Here is an 18,713-nt window from a genome sequence, read left to right as displayed (position 1 = left end):
TTCATTTTCTGGAATTCTTCTATCCTATCACTATGTTAAATAAGGATAATCGTTTAAAATTTGTATAAGAAGGAATTTTTTAAGCGAGGTGCCTTAGCAGTATGAAGGAATTTACGAAAAATAGAGATATTTTTAAAGACCTTTATGGGGATATGATGGAGTTTGCTGATAGAATCAGTTCCGTTTTAGGTTGTCCGATTACAATAGAAGACGGAAACCATCGTCTCCTTGCCTATAGTACCCATGATGATACAACAGACCAAGCCCGGATCATGACCATTATTGGCAGACGGGTACCCGAAAAAGTCATCAATAGCTTATGGAAAGACGGCATCATCCCTTCCTTGTTGAAAGATGGGATGCCGATAAAAATAGATGCCAGGCATGACGTCGGGCTTGGCAATCGGGCAGCGGTTTCCATCCGGAAAAACAATGAAGTCCTGGGCTTCATCTGGGCATTGGAAGTAAACGAACCTTTCTCCGAAGAGGATATGGAATTTCTCCACTTCTCTGCCAAGGAAGCCAAAAATCAACTACAACAACTGCAATTGAAAAAGAAAAGGAAAGAAGCGGGACACCAGGAGTTTCTTTGGCGCATGTTGACGGGACACTATCAGGAAGAATCGGAAATACTCGAGCATTTCACTAAGTTTTCCATCCATGTCCCAGTCGTCTTTTCCATATTGGTATTTGAATTCCCAAACGAAATCAACCGTGAAGTCGAACGTTTCATTTCCTATATGCTAACGACCACCCAAAAGATTCATAGTTTCCTTTTTGCCATAGACCAGAATAGGCTCATCCTTTTTACTGGATTCAATCAGGAGAATGAATCTGCCTTCTCCACTTATGAATTCATCCCTTACTTCATATTGGAAATGCAACGACGGTTTGGTGTGGAACATATCCTTGGAACATCCGGGAACATGTATAAAAACCTGACCGACGTGAAATCAAGTTATGAGGAAGCGCTATATACCCTGAAAATGAAGTCGATTTTTCCAAACGATATGAATCACATCCTGCATTATGAAGAGCTCGGCATGTTTCAAATGCTTGATGTCTTTGCAAACAACAAACAGCGAACGGTCCATCCTTCTGTTTTAAAGCTCAAAGCATACGATATGAAAAATCAGACCGAATTATTGCACACACTGACCATCTATCTCGAAAAAGACGGCAATCCCAATGAAGCTTCAAGGAGTCTCCATATCCATGTGAATACGTTGAACTACCGATTAAAACGGATAAGTGAAATCGGGAATATCCGCCTAAAGGACCCGATTCAAAAGATGTCCCTCTTTCTAGATATCAAGATTGAACAATATAAAGAATTTCTAAAAAAAGCACGATGAATCTTACATTACGGGTAAAGATAGGAAGACGGAAAGGAGAATGACCACCATGAATCTGGAACCAAGAGAAGAACTTGAGAAAGAATTGCAAATCATAAATAAGTGGGAAAAGGAACAGAAAGGTCTATGGTTTTGGGACCGGATCGGTCGCCTCCCCTTTAAGATACTCGACAAAGTGACCCCGTCCTTCATTCAAAAAAGGTTGGGTGCCCTGCTCGATGAAATAGGTAGCTACATACAAACAGGCGGCAAATACCTAACGAAGGAATCGGCCATCATCAGGAAGGTGGAGGTTCATAGCCCAAATTTGAACATCACTACCATTGAAGATATCTCCAGGGATGTGCCACTCCAAGTGATGGACAAAGTTGGTCAAGATATTAAAAAATCGGGTAGTCATTTAGCGACGGTCCAGGGGGCCAGTACAGGAATAGGCGGAGTTTTCACTTTAGCCATCGATATCCCCCTCCTCCTTGGCATGTCCATTAAAACCCTGCAAGACATGGCCGTAGCCTATGGTTACAATCCACGGGACAAGCAGGAACGGGTTTTCATCGTCAAATGCCTACAGTTCACTACATCTGATGTCGTCGGGAAAAAGACGCTTTTAAAGGAAATGGAGAACATGGTCCTTCCTGGGTCCGAATCTAAAAGAGAAATTGCTTCCGAGCTTCAAGGCTGGCGGGAAGTGGTCTATACATATCGCGATCAATTCGGTTGGAAGAAACTTTTGCAGATGGTTCCCGTCGCAGGCATCATCTTTGGTGCATTCACCAATCGTTCCATGATCTCCGATATGGCCGATACAGGCATGATGCTTTATAAGAAAAGAAGAATTATAGAACGAATGAAGGAAATCGGTTCCACTGATTAGTTCCATGTCAGATTTTCTTACGTACACCTTGGTTATCCAGGCTCGTATCCAATAGTTACCCATACCTTTTGACTCTGCCTTTGTGGAATTCCACAAAGGCCTCTTTTCCACTTTTCTGATTTCCACATACTAACCTTTTCCAATCGCGTTTATACTTTAGGTAATACTTAAAAGAAACCATTGGAGGTATTTTAGATGAGAATAGGCATTCCGAAAGAAATCAAGAACAACGAAAACCGTGTAGCTATCACTCCCGCTGGTGTTATGGCATTAGCCAATGCCGGACATGAAGTTTTTATAGAAGTAAACGCAGGCTTAGGAAGCAGTTTCACCAATGAATCCTACCAGGAAGCCGGCGCCATCATGGTCGAAGATGCTGCAAGCGTCTGGGAAAGCACGGACATGATCATGAAGGTAAAAGAACCTATCCCATCTGAATATAAATATTTCCGTAAAGACTTGATTCTTTTCACATATCTTCACCTTGCCGCCGAACCGGAATTGGCAAAAGCATTAAAGGAAAATGGTGTATTGGCCATTGCCTATGAAACCGTTTCCGTAAATCGCACACTTCCATTATTAACGCCAATGAGCGAAGTCGCTGGACGCATGGCCTCACAAATCGGTGCTCAATTCCTAGAGAAAAACAACGGGGGTAAGGGTATCCTCCTAAGCGGTGTACCTGGTGTCAAACGCGGTAAAGTAGCGGTCATCGGGGGTGGTATGGTTGGAACGAATGCAGCCAAAATCGCCATCGGTCTGGGAGCGGATGTAACCATCCTTGACTTAAGTCCCGACCGTCTTCGCCAACTGGATGATATTTTTGGAAATCAGTTAACCACTCTCATTTCCAATCCATTCAATGTAGCGGAAGCCGTTAAAGATGCGGACCTAGTCATCGGGGCTGTCCTGATTCCAGGAGCAAAAGCTCCAAAACTTGTCACGGAAGAAATGGTCAAATCCATGTCGCCGGGATCAGTCATTGTCGATGTAGCCATCGACCAAGGCGGTATCTTTGAAACGGTTGACCATATCACAACACATGACAACCCTACTTACGTAAAACACGGAGTTGTCCACTATGCAGTGGCGAACATGCCTGGTGCGGTCCCTCAAACATCGACCACTGCGTTGACGAACGTAACCGTTCCTTACGCATTGCAAATTGCCAATAAAGGCGCTGTAAAAGCCATTCTTGAAAATGAAGCCCTTGCAAAAGGGGTAAACGTGGCCAACGGTGAAATCACGTTTGAGGCTGTCGCGACGGACCTTGGATATAACTACGTCAATGTAGTAAGTGCCTTGGATCAAAATAATATTAATGCCTAAAATGATAAGCTCCAGTGACGTTCATGACGTCCTGGAGCCTTTTTTGTATTTGTATTTTTCTACACGCACCAGAACATGATCATTTTCGACCCACCGTTATGTGTGATCAGTCTTCAAATACTTTGCCAGGATTCATGATGCCTTTCGGGTCCAAAGCCTGCTTGATCGTTTTCATCACTTCGTATGCAGTGCCGTGCTCTCTCCGCTGATATTTTCTTTTCCCAAGTCCTACTCCATGTTCCCCCGTACACGTACCGCCTTTGGTTAGTGCGTATTCGACAATCTCCTCATTTATCCGCTTTGCTTCCACCACTTCCTCTGGGTTACTAAGGTCCACCATGAACAAGACATGATAATTCCCATCACCCACGTGACCGACGATCGCACCTTCCACTTTCGATTGTTCGATCTTTTCCCTCGAATCCAAAATGGCATGAGACAATTCGTTCAAAGGCACGCTTACATCAGTTACCATCAATTTTTTGCCTGGTGCACTATGGATGAATGCATAAGCAAGATTATGGCGGGCTTCCCACAATTCGTTACGCGCTTTCGAATCCGTTTCAAACTGGATATCTTCACACCCTAAATCCCGGACAATTTCCTTTGCGAATGTCACATCCTGCTCAAGCCCGGCTGCATTCCCGTGAAACTCCAAGAATAATGTAGGTTTTACATCATAGGACTTATCCAAGAACTGATTTACCTTTTTCATAGATTCCGAGTCCACTAGCTCGATTCGTGCGATGGGAATGCCGGCAACCATGATGCCATTCACGGCTGCCACCGCAGCTTCGACGGTTGGAAATGAGGCCCTCCCCGCCATCGTCACTTCCGGGATCCCGTAGACCTTTAACGTTAATTCGGTAAATACCCCTAGCGTGCCTTCCGAACCGACAAATAAACCATTCAAGTGAATCCCGGATGAAGATTTTGCCGCTGAACTTCCGGTATGTATAATTTCCCCGTTCACAAGCACCACTTCCATATCCCTAACCTGATCCCGCATGATCCCGTATTTAACAGAAGTCGTCCCACTTGCATTCGTTGCCGCCATCCCACCTAATGTTGCGTCGGCACCTGGGTCAACCGAGAAAAAGAGCCCGTATTTTTTCAGTTCTTTATTCAATTGTGTCCGTGTTACTCCCGGTTGGACCTTCACTAAAAAATCGCCTGCGCTGATTTCAAGCACCTTATTCATCAAGGATAAATCAAGTGAGATCCCTCCGTTTACAGGGACTACATGCCCTTCCAAACTCGACCCCAAACCAAAAGGAATGATTGGGATTCCTTGCTCATTGGCGTACCGTACGACAGCACTCGTTTCTAAGGCATTTCTCGGATAAACGACCACATCCGGTAACCTTGGCGCATGATACGATTCATCATGACTATGTTGTTCCAGTATCGTTTCATTCACGGATATTTGTCCTGCCGGTAAAATGCTTCTTAATTGTTCAATATGTTCCTTCATGTCTTTTCCCCCTGTTTTTTAACGAAATATTCTGATTAAAGTTCCCGGGAAGTTACCCATTTGTCAGGCAAATTCCCTTCTCTCAGTGATTGATTCCCTTTGTTTTATCCGTGCAGGCCTTCATCGCCTCCAAAACGCTTGCCCTGAACCGATTCTCTTCCAAAGTGGCAACGGCCGCAATCGTTGAACCACCCGGGGTACACACATCATCCTTCAACGCTCCAGGATGCTTCTCCGTTTCAAGTACCATTTTAGCCGCGCCTAAAACAGCTTGGGCAGCCATCCGATAAGCTTGCTTCCTCGGGATACCATCACGTACACCGCCATCCGCGATGGCTTCGATGAACATGTATACATAGGCGGGTGAAGATCCACTGATTGCCGGCACCGCATCCATCAGATGTTCTTGGATGAGCTCCGTTTTTCCAAAGCTGTTCAATAGTGTTGTGACTTCCCTTATGTCGGCAGTATCGATTTCATCATTCATACTGATTACTGTCATGCCTTCCCCTACTAGTGATGGAGTGTTCGGCATCGTCCTTGCGACCTTCACCCGTTTTCCGATGCCCTCTTCGATTTGTGACGAGGTGATTCCAGCGGCCATCGTAACGATCACAACATCTTCTTTTATATAATCCTTCACTTCAGATAGCACCCGCTCGTGCATGGACGGTGGAATAGCAAGGAAAAGCATATCGGCAAATCCTGCCACTTCCTTATTGTCCAAACACCCTTGCACTCCATATTTTGAAGTGACTTTAGTCAAGGTCCCTACACTTGCCGTACTGACCATGATCATTTCTGAAGATACGACGCCAGAACGAAGCATGCCTCCCAGCATCGCCTCTCCCATTTTACCGCATCCAATGAATCCAATTTTTTTATTCATATTTCCCACTTCCAATCATAACTTCATTTAGTATCTTATTATAACGGATTCAGAAATGAGAAACATGCCCAAGACTTCCTAGTGTGTGTAAAAGAAAAATATCACGGGATCCATTCCTTTAAGATTCCATCCCAATCAAGTGATTTTTTTAGCGAAAAATATGGATTGACTATATAGTCAGAAAAAGTTTATAATTTTGGCCACTTAGTCAATATCTTACAATGTAGATTGAACTTTACAAGAATGGAGACGCGAAATGGACATGGAGAAAAAGTCAATCAATACCAAGCTTGTCTTGACCGGATTGATCATCGGGATGTTTTTCAGCTCATTGGAGCAAACGATTGTCGGTACAGCAATGCCGACGATCATCGGGGAATTGAATGGCTTCACCATCTTCGCTTGGGTGACGACCGCCTATTTAATTGCCTCCACCACCGTCGTTCCTATCGTCGGGAAATTATCGGATTTATATGGCAGGCGTTCCCTTTACCTGCTGGGAACGATCATCTTTACGATTGGCTCCTTTTTATGCGCCACCGCCACTTCAATGGAGCAGCTCATCATTTACCGTGGCCTTCAAGGAATCGGGGGCGGGATGATCATGCCCTTATCCCAGACCATTATCGGAGACATTTTCACAGCTGAACAGAGAGCTAAATGGCAAGGTGTTTTCGGGGCCATTTTTGGATTAAGCGCCGTTATCGGTCCATTTTTGGGTGGACTGATTGTAGACCATATTAGCTGGCATTGGATTTTCCTCATCAATGTACCAACCGGTTTATTATCAGCAGGAATGATTTACGTCGGATTAAAGCATGAAACCATCATGAAAAAAGAGAACGTTCACATCGATTATCTAGGGATTTTCACCTTAATCCCTGGCATCGTGTTGCTTTTGTTGGGCTTGACCTTCGGAGGTGATAAGTTCGAGTGGATGTCGATCGACTCTATATCCATCTTTGGAAGCACCCTCGTTTTCCTTGCCCTTTTTGTGGTGTTTGAAAGAAGGGCCATTGAACCGATCCTGGATTTATCCCTATTTAAAAATAGGGTATTTGCCACCACGAACATTTTAGGGTTTCTACTGGGCCTTGGCATGTTCGGGGCCATCATGTTCGTTCCGCTTTTCATGCAGGGCGTGCTTGGCGTGTCACCGACTAAAGCGGGTTCGACCATGACCCCGATGATGATCGGCATGATTCTCGCCAGTATCGTCGGGGGCCGGCTGCTGTTAACCTTCCGCTTTCATACGGTGCTTACCTCCGGAATGTTTTTTGCAACGCTTGGATTCATCCTCATGAGTACGATGGATGGTGAAACCAATATCCTGACCGCCTTTATTTTCATGGCAGTCCTTGGAGTGGGAATGGGGCTAGTCATGCCGACGTTGATGATTGCCGTTCAGAATGAATTCCCAAAGTCGCAGCTTGGTTCGGTCACCGCAGCCTCTACCTTCTTTCGTTCCATTGGCGGAACGATGGGGATTACGATCTTGAATGCCGTCATGAACCATCATCTTCAACAAAATATGGATGATGCCGTGCTGAGCGAAAAGAACCCTGTACTGCATGAAGCTTTGAAAGGGCTAGCCAATCAGACAGATAAGCTATTCAATATCATGCTTTATCCTGAAAACCTGAAACTGCCGGAAGAAGCCCGCCAAGTCCTGATCAAGACGATTGAACATGCTTGGATCGATGCCTTTTCCAGTGTCTTCATTACCGGTGTCTTTTTTATTTTTGCCGGAATATTGGTCGCTCTTTCCGTGGGGCCGGGTAAAATCAAGCGGGATCAGGAAATGCAAAGCGATAGGAGCCTATAAGCTAATGGATCGGCTGCATGCGTAGTCGATTTTTTCATTTTGTATCCTGAGGTTTCTTTTTCTTCGATAAGGGAATTTTAACTGTAACCTACTTATTGGAGTGATACGATGCAAAAAGAACCTACCATCCCATCCATTTTGCCACCGGAATTTTACAACCAGCCCACGATTGAGCTGGCCCAATCCCTTTTGGGTTGCCTGCTTGTGAAAGGGACCCCGGAAGGAACGGCTGCTGGTTTTATCGTCGAAACCGAAGCCTATATGGGGGCCATAGACAGGGCTGCTCATAGCTTTGGCAATAGAAGGACGAAGCGGACGGAAGTCATGTTCGGTGAGTCCGGCATGATTTATACATATTCCATGCATACCCATACCCTTGTGAATGTCGTGAGTGGCGGTCCCGAAATTCCGGAAGCCATCTTGATTCGGGCAGTGGAGCCCTATGTGGGAGTGGAATTAATGCATGAAAGGCGTGGTCTTTCTGATGTCCGCAAACTGACGAATGGACCCGGGAAGTTATCCAAGGCACTTGGCATCACGATGTCTGATTATGGACATATGTTTACAGAACCCCCACTTTATCTTGCTTCCGGCAAACGACCCGATCACATTTCAAGCGGACCCCGTATCGGCATCGGGAACTCGGGGGAAGCGAAAGACTATCCTTGGCGCTTTTGGGTGACCGGCAGTCCTTTTATTTCACGCTAGCATGTCAAAAGCGAATGCAGAGAAATTGCGGGTGAAAGCTAAGCTTTGAAAACCTTGAAATGTCCCGATTAGCACAAAAAACGGTACGGCACACATTTCTTTTCGCCTGCTGGCTTCCCCACGCTTTTTTTGCCTCTCTTACCACTTAAATGGCCAGAGTCATTCTTTATTGAAAGAAACATTCTCAAGCAAAGCCAGTGTCTACCTGCTAAAAGTACATTGGCTATTCCCTTCATCTTCCCTCACCCACTTTACCGCTTACTCCCAATCCACCCATTCACCTCCCTTTTTGATTCGTGATGTGTTCAATTCACTGGTCTTCACCGTCTCAAGGAAATGTTTGTAAGACAACCAGTCTTTTAGACTAGCAATACTTAAAATCCATGAAACTTTAGAACTCACAATTTAACATTTTTTTGAACAAAACCTCTTAAATATGTTATATTATGTCGAGACGTGCTTTAAATGGAAAAAATATCGGCTGAAATAAATGGAGGTGCCTTTCGAACAATCATAATCTTTGTTGCCATTTTTATAATAACGATCAATTCATAACTGACTGTTATTATTAGTCATTTTCTTTGTGCGTCCTTATAACTAAGGAGGTCACCCATTATGTTTAAAAAAATCCTACTACTTACAATGGCCGTATTCTTCATAACGACCACTTCACTCAGCCCTTCGCTTAAGGTCAATGCTGCAGAATCCAATGACACGGGAATCATTCATAATATAAACAGTGCCAATGTCTATAAAGGGCCTGGTAAGGCTTATGGGACAACGGGCGGAAAAGTGCGAAAAGGGGAATTGGTGACAATCATCAAAACCTCCGGCAACTGGACGTATTTCCAAAGTAACGATGATTATGGCTGGATTGCGTCAAGGTTTGTACAGTCTTCTCTTGGTGAAGCTGTACTGACAAACGGAAAAGCTTCACATCTTCTTTATTCTGGACCTGGAACATCATTTGGGAAAGAAGGATCTTCAAAAGCAGGTACTACAACCATCCTATTTGAAAAGACCGGCTCTTGGCGACATATTTATGTAAATGGTCAGGAAGCATGGGTAGCTGAGAAATACATTCAGCCTACATACGGTGTAGGAAAGGTCAAAGCTAGTTATGTCAATTTGTATAATGGAGCCGGCAAGAAATACGGTACGTCTGGGAAATTGAGCAACGGTAGTGTTGTCGCATATGCAGAAGTGAAAAATAATTGGCGTCATGTGTTTGTAAACGGAAAAAGCCACTGGATTTGGAACGCTCACTTGACTAACACCGATTACGATACCCTTTCACACCAAACTGTCATTGCGAAAAGTTATGCCAACCTATATAAAGGACCAGCTAAAAGTTCTGGTGCTAAAACAAAAGTGACCAATGGCACAGCCCTTGTTTCGTTAGCAACGATGGGAAATTGGACATATATCCAAACTTCATCAAATGAAGGGTGGGCTTGGTCAGACTCTCTTGTAGACACGACTGCTACCGCAAAAGTCACTGGTACGAGTTCGGCTAAAATCTACAAATCTCCTAATAAGAGCGGCGGAACCACAGGCAAAACCCTTGCGAAAAATAAAACAGTTGCCATTAAAGAGCTGAAAAACGGATGGCGCTCTGTGAGAAGCAGCAATACAACGGGTTGGATTGAAGATAAGTACATGAAGGAAACGATGAAGATTTCCTCCAAATCTGAGGGTGTTTCTCAATCTATATATAATGTAAATGTATATTTATCTGCCACAAAGTCATTAGGAACGATTGGTCTTATCCCAAAAGGGTCTACCGTGAGCTATTTTCAGGAGAAAAATGGTTGGAGATACATCCAGGCTGGTAATCTTCAAGGCTGGGTTTGGGATAATTCTCTCTCCACCGTCTCCCCATTAAGCGAACTTAGCATCATTCTCGATCCCGGTCATGGTGGAACGGACCCCGGTGCAGTGGGTAATGGTCTGCAAGAAGCCGCTCTCACTCTGGAAATCAGCGAGAGAGCACAAGATTTATTTGATAAAACACCCATCCATACGATCATGACCAGAACCTCAAAGACAAGCAGTGTTACGGCGGGAAGTAAAATTTCCACCAGCCAATCCCTGCAAAAGCGCATGGACTTTGCTTCAGCGAACAAGAAGTCAGACGATGATGTCTTTGTCAGCGTCCATATTAATGCCGGCGGTGGCACTGGCGGCGAAACGTACTATTATAGTTCGTATAGCAGGGCTGCCGTCAATCCATACAATGCTGATAGCAAACTTCTAGCACAAAAAATACAAGCAAGATTGATAGATTATATGGACTTTAAAAATAGAGGGACAAAAGAAGCTAACTTCTATGTTCTAAAATACAATTCCATGCCAGCAACGCTAGTGGAAGCAGGTTTTATCGATAATGCTAGCGATGCAGCCAAACTGAAACAAACTTATTACAAACAACAGGCTGCCAAAGCAATCTATCAAGGTACACTTGATTATTACAAAGCAAAAGGTTTCAACGTAGACGCTTATAATCTGTAGATGATCAACCCGCCCGGACTCATGGACATTCACATGTTCATCGTCCGGGTTTTCTATCCATTTTGTTTTCTTCCCCATCCTAAAGGAGGTGTTTCTATTAACAAAACGTTATGGCTCATTCCTTTATTATTTCTCCTCCACAACTCGGAAGAATCATTAAGTATGACCGAATACTTAACAAAACACTTTCATATACCTTTTATCAGTCAATCTCAATTCATCCTTGCCGCTTCTATCTTGACTGTTCTAGTATTCCTCATCATTTGTCTTTATCAGATTCAGGTCTTATCATCCATTCATTGGGTCATCTTCACACAGGGTGCCATTTTCTTCAATGCGGTACAGCATCTTGCTTTATTCTTTTACTTTGGCTCGTATAATCCAGGAGCTATTACAGCCTTTTTCATCTGTCTCTTTTCTATGATTCTGCTTGCACACGTATTAAAAAATAAGGTAGTCCGAGTTTGGAGTTTGTGTGTAACGCTTACCGGAAGCCTACTTTCCTACCCCCTGATCATCTGGCTTATGCTTCGTTTAGCTGGATTTTTCACATAAAAAATAAGAGGCCCCCATCAAGAAGGCCTCTTTGTTTTCATTATTTATTGGATACCCCTGCTGATTCAAATGTTGCCATTTCTTTTACGACCAACGTCGCTGCCTGAAGAATGGGAAATGCAACCGCAGCACCGGTTCCTTCCCCAATCCTCATGTCCAATTGGAGAATCGGCTCTTTACCAAGCCATTCTATGGCCGTTCTGTGGCCAGGTTCTGCCGATTGATGGCCAACGAACATATAATCAGCACAACGATTCGAAATCAAGTTTGCAATCACACCAGCCGTTGTCGTAATGAACCCATCCAGCAAAATCGGTATTCGTTTGTTGGCTGCTGCAAGCATCGCCCCTGCCATACCGGCAATCTCGAGTCCACCGATTTTCATTAAAATATCGATTGGATCTTTCGGATTAGGATTTCTTAATGAAATGGCCTCTTCAATGATTCTTTGTTTATGTATGATTCCTTCACTTTTCAGGCCGGTCCCCTGACCTACTAGTGATTCCACGCTTTTTCCACTAACGACCGAGATGATGGCAGAACTCGCTGTCGTATTGCCAATTCCCATTTCGCCAAGGATCAGACATTTCGCACCTTGCTCGATCATCGCCTCTGCCCGTTCATACCCGACTTCAAGCGCTTGGTTTACTTCTTCTAGCGTCATCGCGTCCTCTTTATAAAAGTTTCGAGTTCCTCGACGAACTTTCCTTGACGTCAATTCAGGTGCTTCAATATCCGCATCAATCCCAATATCGACAATGTCAAAGTAAGCGGATATCGCACGGCTGAATACATTGATTGCCGCTCCGTTATTAAGGAAATTGAGCGCCATTTGTTCGGTCACTTCTTTTGGATAAGCGGATACCCCTTCATCCGTAATCCCATGATCTGCCGCAAACACGATCACGCCTGGTTTAGACACCTCCGGAAAGGCCTCGCCTGTCATCTTCGCCAGTTCGATAACCAATTCCTCAAGCCTTCCCAAACTTCCCTGCGGAACAGTCAGCGAATCCACGTACCCTTTCACTTGCCTTCCCATCTCTTCATCCAACTCTGGGATGGATAGAGTGGCTAGCCCATTCTTCATCATTCAAAAAACCTCCACATATCAAATAAAAGACCTTACCCAATGGAAAAGCCCTTTACCTATCATCTTCTAAAAGTTCGAATTAGTCTATACTATCAATAGGATTCTTTTTAACCAACAAAATATCATGTCATTGAGGGTCACCCAGTTCATTCAAAGGGAAGAAACGAAACTCCACTTTCCCTACAAGTGAATCTTCGCGGATGACACCGAACCTTCTGCTATCCCAACTATGCCTGCGATTATCTCCCATTACGAATAAAGTCCCTTTTGGAACTTTCACGTCGAAACTCTCAGTCAAGTTTTCATCAGATTGGATTTCCTCTTTTTTTGATTCCACGTATGGTTCCTTATATTGTTTCCCATTTATGTAAAGCACGTCATCCTTCATTTCCACACTATCGCCCGCAAGTCCGATGACTCTTTTAATATAATCTTTTTCTGCATCCGGAGCGTGAAATACAACCATATCAAAATGCTCGATGTTTCCGACTTTCGTAACGACAATCCGGTCATTATTTTCGTAAGTGGGCTCCATGGACTCACCTTTTACAGTCACTGGAACAAATAAAAACTGACGACAAATGAAAACGACGATTAATGCAATAAGTACCGATTTTACCCAAGAAAAAAGTTCTTTTTTCATGAAATCCCCTTTCGCTCCAAAATATTAGTCATTAAAAATATTTTACTAAACTGGTTTATTTTTGTATATACACAAGTGTGATAAGCTAAGGATTTTTGTTCCGATATTCATTGTTTGGAATATGGTACACTTAAAAACGAAGAAATTAAACGGTAGGAAGTGGATGGATGTCGCTGCAGTCAATCAATACATATTTAAATAGAGCCATGCCATTCATCACACCGATAAGCGTTGTCATCGGTGTCTTGTTGGCCGAACGGCTAACCGATTATACATTTTTGGTTCCATGGATTTTTGCTTTCATTACCTTTACAGGTAGCCTAGGCTCCAATTTCAAATCCTTGAAACGAGCAATCTATCATCCTTTACCCATTTTCATAGTATTAATGATCCTGCATATCCTTATGCCGATTTGGGCCTGGGCCCTCGGGCACCTGGTGTTTCAAGGGGATGCTTTCACGATTACCGGATTGGTCCTTGGTGTCGTCATTCCAACCGGAGTCACCAGCATCATCTGGATCACCATTTATAAAGGGAATGCCGCGTTAGCTTTGACGATTATCCTTATCGACACCCTTCTTTCCCCCTTCATTGTGCCTTATAGCGTTTCACTTTTTGGGGGAGGCACGATTGAAATGGAGATATGGCCCATGGTGAAAGGCCTGATCGGGATGATCGTTATACCTTCGATGCTTGCGATGTTCTTGAACCAGGCCACAAAAGGGAAAATAAAAGAGAGGCTTGCCCCCCGTCTGGCTCCTTTTTCCAAACTAAGCGTAGGGATTGTCGTGATCTTGAACAGTTCAAAAATCGCACCCTACCTGACCCATTTCAACGAGAAACTACTGGTCATGGCACTCTTGGTACTCTTCATCGCCGCTTCAGGCTATGCATTTTCCTGGTCGATTGGTAAACTACTACACTGGGAAAAAGAAGATGTCATTACCTTGACCTTTACCGGGGGGATGCGCAATATCAGTGCCGGTGCAGTCCTTGCCACCACCTATTTCCCTGCAGCCGTTGCCGTGCCCGTGATTCTCGGGATGCTCTTTCAACAAATGCTTGCATCCGTTTTCGGCTATTTCCTTGATAAGTATTACCATCGAAGGGTAAACGAGGCATAGATTTTTTATCTCTTGAATGGAGACATTCGAGCAAAGCATATGAGCGTCTCTTTTCCCTTTCAATAAAATAACAATTATACTATTAATGAAGAATCAGCTCGTGCAAATAAATAATAGGAGGTTTTATGATGAAAGTTGTTGCCATCGTTGGAAGCATTCGAAAGGAATCTTATAACCTGAAACTCGCTAAATACATTCAAAAGCGGTATCAAGATAAATTCGAACTTGAAATCTTGAACATTCGGGATCTACCATTTTTCGACCAGGATATCGAAAACGACCCGCCAGTCGTTGTGAAAGAGTTTAAAAACAAAGTGGCCCATACGGATGCGGTCTTGTGGGTGACTCCTGAATACAATGGGACAGTGCCAGGCGTGTTAGTCAATGCGATTGATTGGTTATCTCGTGTGGATAAAGTCTTGATTGGTAAACCATCGTGGATCGTCGGGGCTTCCATGGGGAATTTGGGGACGGTTAAGGCCCAATTGCATTTACGGGATATCTTATTTGCCGCAGGCGTCTCGTCTCCGCTTCTTCCTGGAAATGAAGTGTATGTAGGGGCCGTGCATGAAAAAGTCGATCAAGAAGGCAACCTGACCCATGAACCGACTGTACAGTTTTTGGATGTGGTCGTCGATAATTTCATTACTTGGTTTAACCATCATAATCGGTAATACTCAGCCTGAAAATCCCAGTAGTCTTCATTTTACTGGGATTTTTTGTATTTATTATACATCACTCACTTCTTCATTCTGTACGATAAGGGAGCCTGGTACTCTTTTTTTTAGCTGAATTAACGCCACATCATCATTGATTCCTTTTAGAGAAGCCTTGAATGGAATTATCTCAAACCTTTCGAGCCCCATGATGATTGCTTGCATTTTTTCATTTTGAAGGGCATCTTCACTAAGCACTAAATCATGACCGGCACTTTGACCTTGTACGCGTGCAGCCATATTCACAGTCCTTCCGAAGTAATCCAATCGATCATTCGAATTCACGGCAATCGCTGGGCCACTATATAAACCTAGTTTCAAGACAATGGGATCACCTACCGTGGCATTGAACTCTGACACATGTTCTTGTATTTGAATGGCGGCTTTCAGGGCATCCTCCGGCAGATGAAATACCGCCATCACGGCATCTCCGATCGTCTTGACGACACCCCCGGAATTCTTTGAAATCCAATGGCTCAGAAACTCGAAATGCCTGCGAACCTGCCCGTAGGCATCTGCATCCCCTATGCTTTCGTATAAGGATGTCGATCCTTGAAGGTCGCTAAATAAAATGGTCACGCTCTCGATGCCAACCTGCTGCCCGGGGGATAATACTTCAGACGAAAACAGGTCCCGGAATTCCTGCAAAGAGGTGACCCAAGCAGCTGTTACGACTTCTTGGTTCCATTCGGCTTTTTCCATGACAACGACGATATCCGACGAACTTTCATTGGATATCATCATTTCATCGTTCTTTAGATTATATTGTTCTCCGCTTTTATGCCAACCGTTGTCCTCATATGTATAGGCCATCCCCTTAATATTTTTATCTTCCGGCCATTCATCGAATGTAACAATATGATTCGCCTGCAACACGCGTATCCTCATTTTCACAAAACCATCGGGAAGAGGGAAGGCAAAGGCATTCCCCTTTTGTATTACCCTTTGCATGTGTACATGCGGGGTGATCATCGGCCCGCCTACACAAAAAACCTGGTCATATGCTTTCCTTATGGATGGATGCACGGAAAAATTCAGTTCCACATATTTACCGAAGTCCGCGTTATAGTCAATTCCGCATAAATCACAATGAAATTGACCTTTCAGCTTTGATAAAGTCGTATATTCCACCTTGGAGACACGGCAATTCGGGCAAATCAGGTTCCAGCTTAAATTTAAGAGGCCCGCTTTTGTTGCGTAGAGAAAAAGACGCAAGACCTCTAGTGGCTCCGCTCCCCATTCGCTTGCAACTTTATAAGGATTCATCTTGACTACATCATTGCTTTCGCCATCCCTCAATAATCCATGCAACTTTATCCTATAATCCGGGTTAACGGGTGCTTCATCAAGCAGCGTTTCTAAGCGATTCAATTCCTCAAGATTTACTTGTCCTACTGATTTTTTCTGATAGTGGATTTTTTCAATGGTACCGTTGGCCACTAGCATCTGCTCGTCCACATACCGGATCGTGTTTTTCATTGATTTGATTCCTATGAGGGGGATCGCCGCCAAACCCAATAGATTACGAGGAGAAAATTCACTCTTGATCAAGACCTTGCATCCATTTTCGTATATCGTTGATTCCAAAAATTCAAAAGTGGTTACCAACTTAGTAAAAGGACCTTTTTCGTATATGCGTTCAAAGGTATATTGTTCATTTTTCACCCACTGAAAGGGATATTCCTTCCACAAGATATCGACGAATCCAGCTACCTTTGCTATTGCATCTCGATAAAAAATCCCACCTTGCTTGTTTTCCACTTTGCCGAATTCGACAGGGAATAAACCAATGAACCGGTTTAAGCGATCATTGTCCCCCAACACCTTCCAAACGAAGGACCTAGATAAAGGAAAATCTTTTTCGATGCTATATTTTCTTATAAAACGTTCCATCCCCTGTTCCCCCTTTATGAAAGATAAATCGCTATGGCCAGTAGAATGATATGGAAGATTTCATTGACCATGATCGATAACCAACCCTGGATCTTCATCGGCCATTTGGATATTCCTCCCCCAGAAAGAGACGAAGGTTTGCCGATCCAATACGATATGTCCGAAATAGATGACTGTGAGCCACCAAAGTAAGATTCCTCCTGCCAATAGACCGAATAAAAAAACGATGAAGTATAGACAGTCACATGCGTGAATAGAAGAATCCACTTTGTGGCTTTGTTGATAGCCATCCACCGGGTCTAAAAACAGAAAGTCCCCCACGAAATGCCCAATCAACATGAAATCAAATGGATTCATTTACCTTCCCTCCAATCCATGTCCCTCTTCTATCGTTATGTATTTTCGCTCTTCCAAGGCGGTCAGAAAAGCAATAACCAATGCTTCATCGAAATGTGTATCCCTGCATGTCATCAGCTCTTTTGCCGCTTCATGGTAACTAAGTCCCTTGTTATATGGTCGATCCGTCGTCATCGCATCGAATGTATCGGCAATTCCGACGATTTTCGCAAAGAGAGGGATTTCCTTTCCTGCCAATTGATCAGGGTATCCACTTCCATTCAGCCTTTCATGATGGTATCTTGCCGTTTCCACCGCATTCAAGATTGTTCTTTTTGGCTCCATGGTCGACAAAATATCCGCGCCGATTTCAGGATGCTTTTTTATGATCTCGTATTCTTCATTCGACAGTTCAGTAGGCTTTCGTAGAATTTCATCGGGGATACCGATTTTCCCAATGTCATGAAGCAAGGCCGCTTTATACAATTCCTCACATGTTTTGGTATCCAAGCCGATTTTTAGAGCCATCCATTTAGAATAAGTGGCCACCCTTTCCGAGTGACCGGCAGTATATGGGTCTCTCTTATCCAGGGTTTTGGCAAGCGTGCGGATCATGCTTAGATTAATATTTTGAATTTCCTCGAACATTTGGCTATTGTACAGTGCCAATGCTGACTGGTTGGCTAAAACGAGGGCCATTTGGGCATCTTTCCTAGTGAAATTTTGGCCGTTCTTTTTATTAAGAAGCTGCATGGCACCAATCGCTTTCCCTTTTGCAATTAACGGAACCGTAAGCATGGACTTGGTGGTAAAACCGCTATCCTTGTCCACTCTCGGTGCCCAAGCCGGATCTGTTGATACATCAGAAATCAACTGTAGTTTTCCTGAACAGATCACTTTTCCGACGATTCCCTCATCCATTTTCAATTCTACTTTGAGAATGTTAGAGGAAGTCGGCCCATATACGGCAGTGGCTTTTATCACATCACGATCTGAATCTGTCACCCATAACGTACCTGCTTCTGCATCCAAAAGCTTGGCCATCTGGAGAATGATATTCTGAAAGACAACCTTCACATCTAAATCTGAATTCAACTCCTTGAAAGCATCTAAAAGATTTAATAATTCATTTTCCATATACCTAGTTTCTTCACTCATTTTTGATCCTTTCATCTGGCCGAATTTTCATTACATATATTAAAAGAGTGGATTTCACCTCTATATCTATGATTCTTTCCGTGATTTTCTCAATGACATTCTTCATCCCAACGTCCATTCATTATCAATTTATTCCATAATATCGGCTGTTTATTGTTTTTATTTATCTATTCCCTGCCGAGCTTCGTACTTGAAAACAAACCGCTAATAGAAATGCCATCCCTATGAAGTGT

General features: G+C 43.7%; 16 protein-coding genes. 9 read left to right on the top strand and 7 right to left on the bottom strand.

Annotated features, from left to right (window positions below):
• Positions 1-101: 101 nt before the first annotated feature.
• The 3 genes from ACIQXQ_RS03345 to ald all read left to right on the top strand — a co-directional run bounded on the left by ACIQXQ_RS03345 (position 102) and on the right by ald (position 3,558).
• The gene (locus tag ACIQXQ_RS03345; RefSeq protein WP_402955291.1) at positions 102-1,355 is read left to right on the top strand and encodes a PucR family transcriptional regulator; all 1,254 of its coding nucleotides are present in this window, start codon (positions 102-104) and stop codon (positions 1,353-1,355) included.
• 49 nt (positions 1,356-1,404) lie between these two features.
• Positions 1,405-2,229 (top strand): EcsC family protein, encoded by an 825-nt coding sequence (locus tag ACIQXQ_RS03340; RefSeq protein WP_402867524.1) that lies wholly within the window; start codon positions 1,405-1,407, stop codon positions 2,227-2,229.
• Positions 2,230-2,424: 195 nt separating this feature from the next.
• The gene (gene ald, locus ACIQXQ_RS03335; protein WP_402867523.1) at positions 2,425-3,558 is read left to right on the top strand and encodes an alanine dehydrogenase; all 1,134 of its coding nucleotides are present in this window, start codon (positions 2,425-2,427) and stop codon (positions 3,556-3,558) included.
• Between the two features lie 106 nt (positions 3,559-3,664).
• Here the strand turns inward: ald and ACIQXQ_RS03330 are convergent, their stop codons facing one another.
• Both ACIQXQ_RS03330 and proC read right to left on the bottom strand, forming a co-directional pair.
• Positions 3,665-5,032, bottom strand: a complete 1,368-nt coding sequence (locus tag ACIQXQ_RS03330; protein WP_402955288.1) for an FAD-binding oxidoreductase — start codon at positions 5,030-5,032, stop codon at positions 3,665-3,667.
• Positions 5,033-5,114: 82 nt separating this feature from the next.
• Positions 5,115-5,921, bottom strand: coding sequence for a pyrroline-5-carboxylate reductase (gene proC / locus ACIQXQ_RS03325; RefSeq protein ID WP_402955285.1), 807 nt, complete (start codon positions 5,919-5,921; stop codon positions 5,115-5,117).
• 256 nt (positions 5,922-6,177) lie between these two features.
• Between proC and ACIQXQ_RS03320 the strand changes: the two genes are divergently transcribed.
• From ACIQXQ_RS03320 to ACIQXQ_RS03305, 4 genes are all read left to right on the top strand, one after another.
• Positions 6,178-7,746 (top strand): MDR family MFS transporter, encoded by a 1,569-nt coding sequence (locus tag ACIQXQ_RS03320; protein ID WP_402955282.1) that lies wholly within the window; start codon positions 6,178-6,180, stop codon positions 7,744-7,746.
• 108 nt (positions 7,747-7,854) lie between these two features.
• Entirely contained in the window at positions 7,855-8,454 is a 600-nt protein-coding gene (locus ACIQXQ_RS03315) for a DNA-3-methyladenine glycosylase (protein WP_402955279.1), read from the top strand.
• 615 nt (positions 8,455-9,069) lie between these two features.
• Positions 9,070-10,965, top strand: coding sequence for an N-acetylmuramoyl-L-alanine amidase family protein (locus ACIQXQ_RS03310; RefSeq protein WP_402955276.1), 1,896 nt, complete (start codon positions 9,070-9,072; stop codon positions 10,963-10,965).
• A 33-nt stretch (positions 10,966-10,998) separates the two neighbouring features.
• Entirely contained in the window at positions 10,999-11,520 is a 522-nt protein-coding gene (locus tag ACIQXQ_RS03305) for an HXXEE domain-containing protein (protein ID WP_402956020.1), read from the top strand.
• Between the two features lie 40 nt (positions 11,521-11,560).
• Here the strand turns inward: ACIQXQ_RS03305 and cobT are convergent, their stop codons facing one another.
• Positions 11,561-12,607 (bottom strand): nicotinate-nucleotide--dimethylbenzimidazole phosphoribosyltransferase, encoded by a 1,047-nt coding sequence (gene cobT / locus ACIQXQ_RS03300; RefSeq protein ID WP_402868504.1) that lies wholly within the window; start codon positions 12,605-12,607, stop codon positions 11,561-11,563.
• 130 nt (positions 12,608-12,737) lie between these two features.
• Positions 12,738-13,253: a signal peptidase I gene (lepB, locus tag ACIQXQ_RS03295; RefSeq protein WP_402955273.1), complete on the bottom strand. Its 516-nt coding sequence runs from the start codon at positions 13,251-13,253 to the stop codon at positions 12,738-12,740.
• Positions 13,254-13,420: 167 nt separating this feature from the next.
• Between lepB and ACIQXQ_RS03290 the strand changes: the two genes are divergently transcribed.
• The gene (locus ACIQXQ_RS03290) at positions 13,421-14,377 is read left to right on the top strand and encodes a bile acid:sodium symporter family protein (RefSeq protein ID WP_402955270.1); all 957 of its coding nucleotides are present in this window, start codon (positions 13,421-13,423) and stop codon (positions 14,375-14,377) included.
• Between the two features lie 128 nt (positions 14,378-14,505).
• Positions 14,506-15,051 (top strand): NADPH-dependent FMN reductase, encoded by a 546-nt coding sequence (locus ACIQXQ_RS03285; RefSeq protein ID WP_402955267.1) that lies wholly within the window; start codon positions 14,506-14,508, stop codon positions 15,049-15,051.
• A gap of 54 nt (positions 15,052-15,105) precedes the next feature.
• On the opposite strand, the gene ACIQXQ_RS03280 is transcribed toward ACIQXQ_RS03285, so the two are convergent.
• From ACIQXQ_RS03280 to ACIQXQ_RS03270, 3 genes are read right to left on the bottom strand one after another with little or no spacing between them, the layout of a single operon-like run.
• The gene (locus tag ACIQXQ_RS03280; protein WP_402955265.1) at positions 15,106-16,986 is read right to left on the bottom strand and encodes an adenylate/guanylate cyclase domain-containing protein; all 1,881 of its coding nucleotides are present in this window, start codon (positions 16,984-16,986) and stop codon (positions 15,106-15,108) included.
• Between the two features lie 60 nt (positions 16,987-17,046).
• Entirely contained in the window at positions 17,047-17,343 is a 297-nt protein-coding gene (locus ACIQXQ_RS03275; RefSeq protein ID WP_402955263.1) for a hypothetical protein, read from the bottom strand.
• Positions 17,344-18,480: an HD domain-containing phosphohydrolase gene (locus ACIQXQ_RS03270; RefSeq protein ID WP_402955260.1), complete on the bottom strand. Its 1,137-nt coding sequence runs from the start codon at positions 18,478-18,480 to the stop codon at positions 17,344-17,346.
• Positions 18,481-18,713 lie beyond the last annotated feature (233 nt).

The organism is Peribacillus sp. NPDC097198 (assembly GCF_044762055.1).
Taxonomy (GTDB): Bacteria; Bacillota; Bacilli; order Bacillales; family DSM-1321; genus Peribacillus.
This window is presented reverse-complemented; position numbering and strand designations above follow the sequence as displayed.

Coding starts and splice junctions, on each gene's coding strand:
- ACIQXQ_RS03345 (WP_402955291.1), top strand. CDS start 102: ATGAAGGAATTTACGAAAAATAGAGATATTTTTAAAGACCTTTATGGG.
- ACIQXQ_RS03340 (WP_402867524.1), top strand. CDS start 1,405: ATGAATCTGGAACCAAGAGAAGAACTTGAGAAAGAATTGCAAATCATA.
- ald (WP_402867523.1), top strand. CDS start 2,425: ATGAGAATAGGCATTCCGAAAGAAATCAAGAACAACGAAAACCGTGTA.
- ACIQXQ_RS03330 (WP_402955288.1), bottom strand. CDS start 5,032: ATGAAGGAACATATTGAACAATTAAGAAGCATTTTACCGGCAGGACAA.
- proC (WP_402955285.1), bottom strand. CDS start 5,921: ATGAATAAAAAAATTGGATTCATTGGATGCGGTAAAATGGGAGAGGCG.
- ACIQXQ_RS03320 (WP_402955282.1), top strand. CDS start 6,178: ATGGACATGGAGAAAAAGTCAATCAATACCAAGCTTGTCTTGACCGGA.
- ACIQXQ_RS03315 (WP_402955279.1), top strand. CDS start 7,855: ATGCAAAAAGAACCTACCATCCCATCCATTTTGCCACCGGAATTTTAC.
- ACIQXQ_RS03310 (WP_402955276.1), top strand. CDS start 9,070: ATGTTTAAAAAAATCCTACTACTTACAATGGCCGTATTCTTCATAACG.
- ACIQXQ_RS03305 (WP_402956020.1), top strand. CDS start 10,999: ATGTTCATCGTCCGGGTTTTCTATCCATTTTGTTTTCTTCCCCATCCT.
- cobT (WP_402868504.1), bottom strand. CDS start 12,607: ATGAAGAATGGGCTAGCCACTCTATCCATCCCAGAGTTGGATGAAGAG.
- lepB (WP_402955273.1), bottom strand. CDS start 13,253: ATGAAAAAAGAACTTTTTTCTTGGGTAAAATCGGTACTTATTGCATTA.
- ACIQXQ_RS03290 (WP_402955270.1), top strand. CDS start 13,421: ATGTCGCTGCAGTCAATCAATACATATTTAAATAGAGCCATGCCATTC.
- ACIQXQ_RS03285 (WP_402955267.1), top strand. CDS start 14,506: ATGAAAGTTGTTGCCATCGTTGGAAGCATTCGAAAGGAATCTTATAAC.
- ACIQXQ_RS03280 (WP_402955265.1), bottom strand. CDS start 16,986: ATGGAACGTTTTATAAGAAAATATAGCATCGAAAAAGATTTTCCTTTA.
- ACIQXQ_RS03275 (WP_402955263.1), bottom strand. CDS start 17,343: ATGAATCCATTTGATTTCATGTTGATTGGGCATTTCGTGGGGGACTTT.
- ACIQXQ_RS03270 (WP_402955260.1), bottom strand. CDS start 18,480: ATGAGTGAAGAAACTAGGTATATGGAAAATGAATTATTAAATCTTTTA.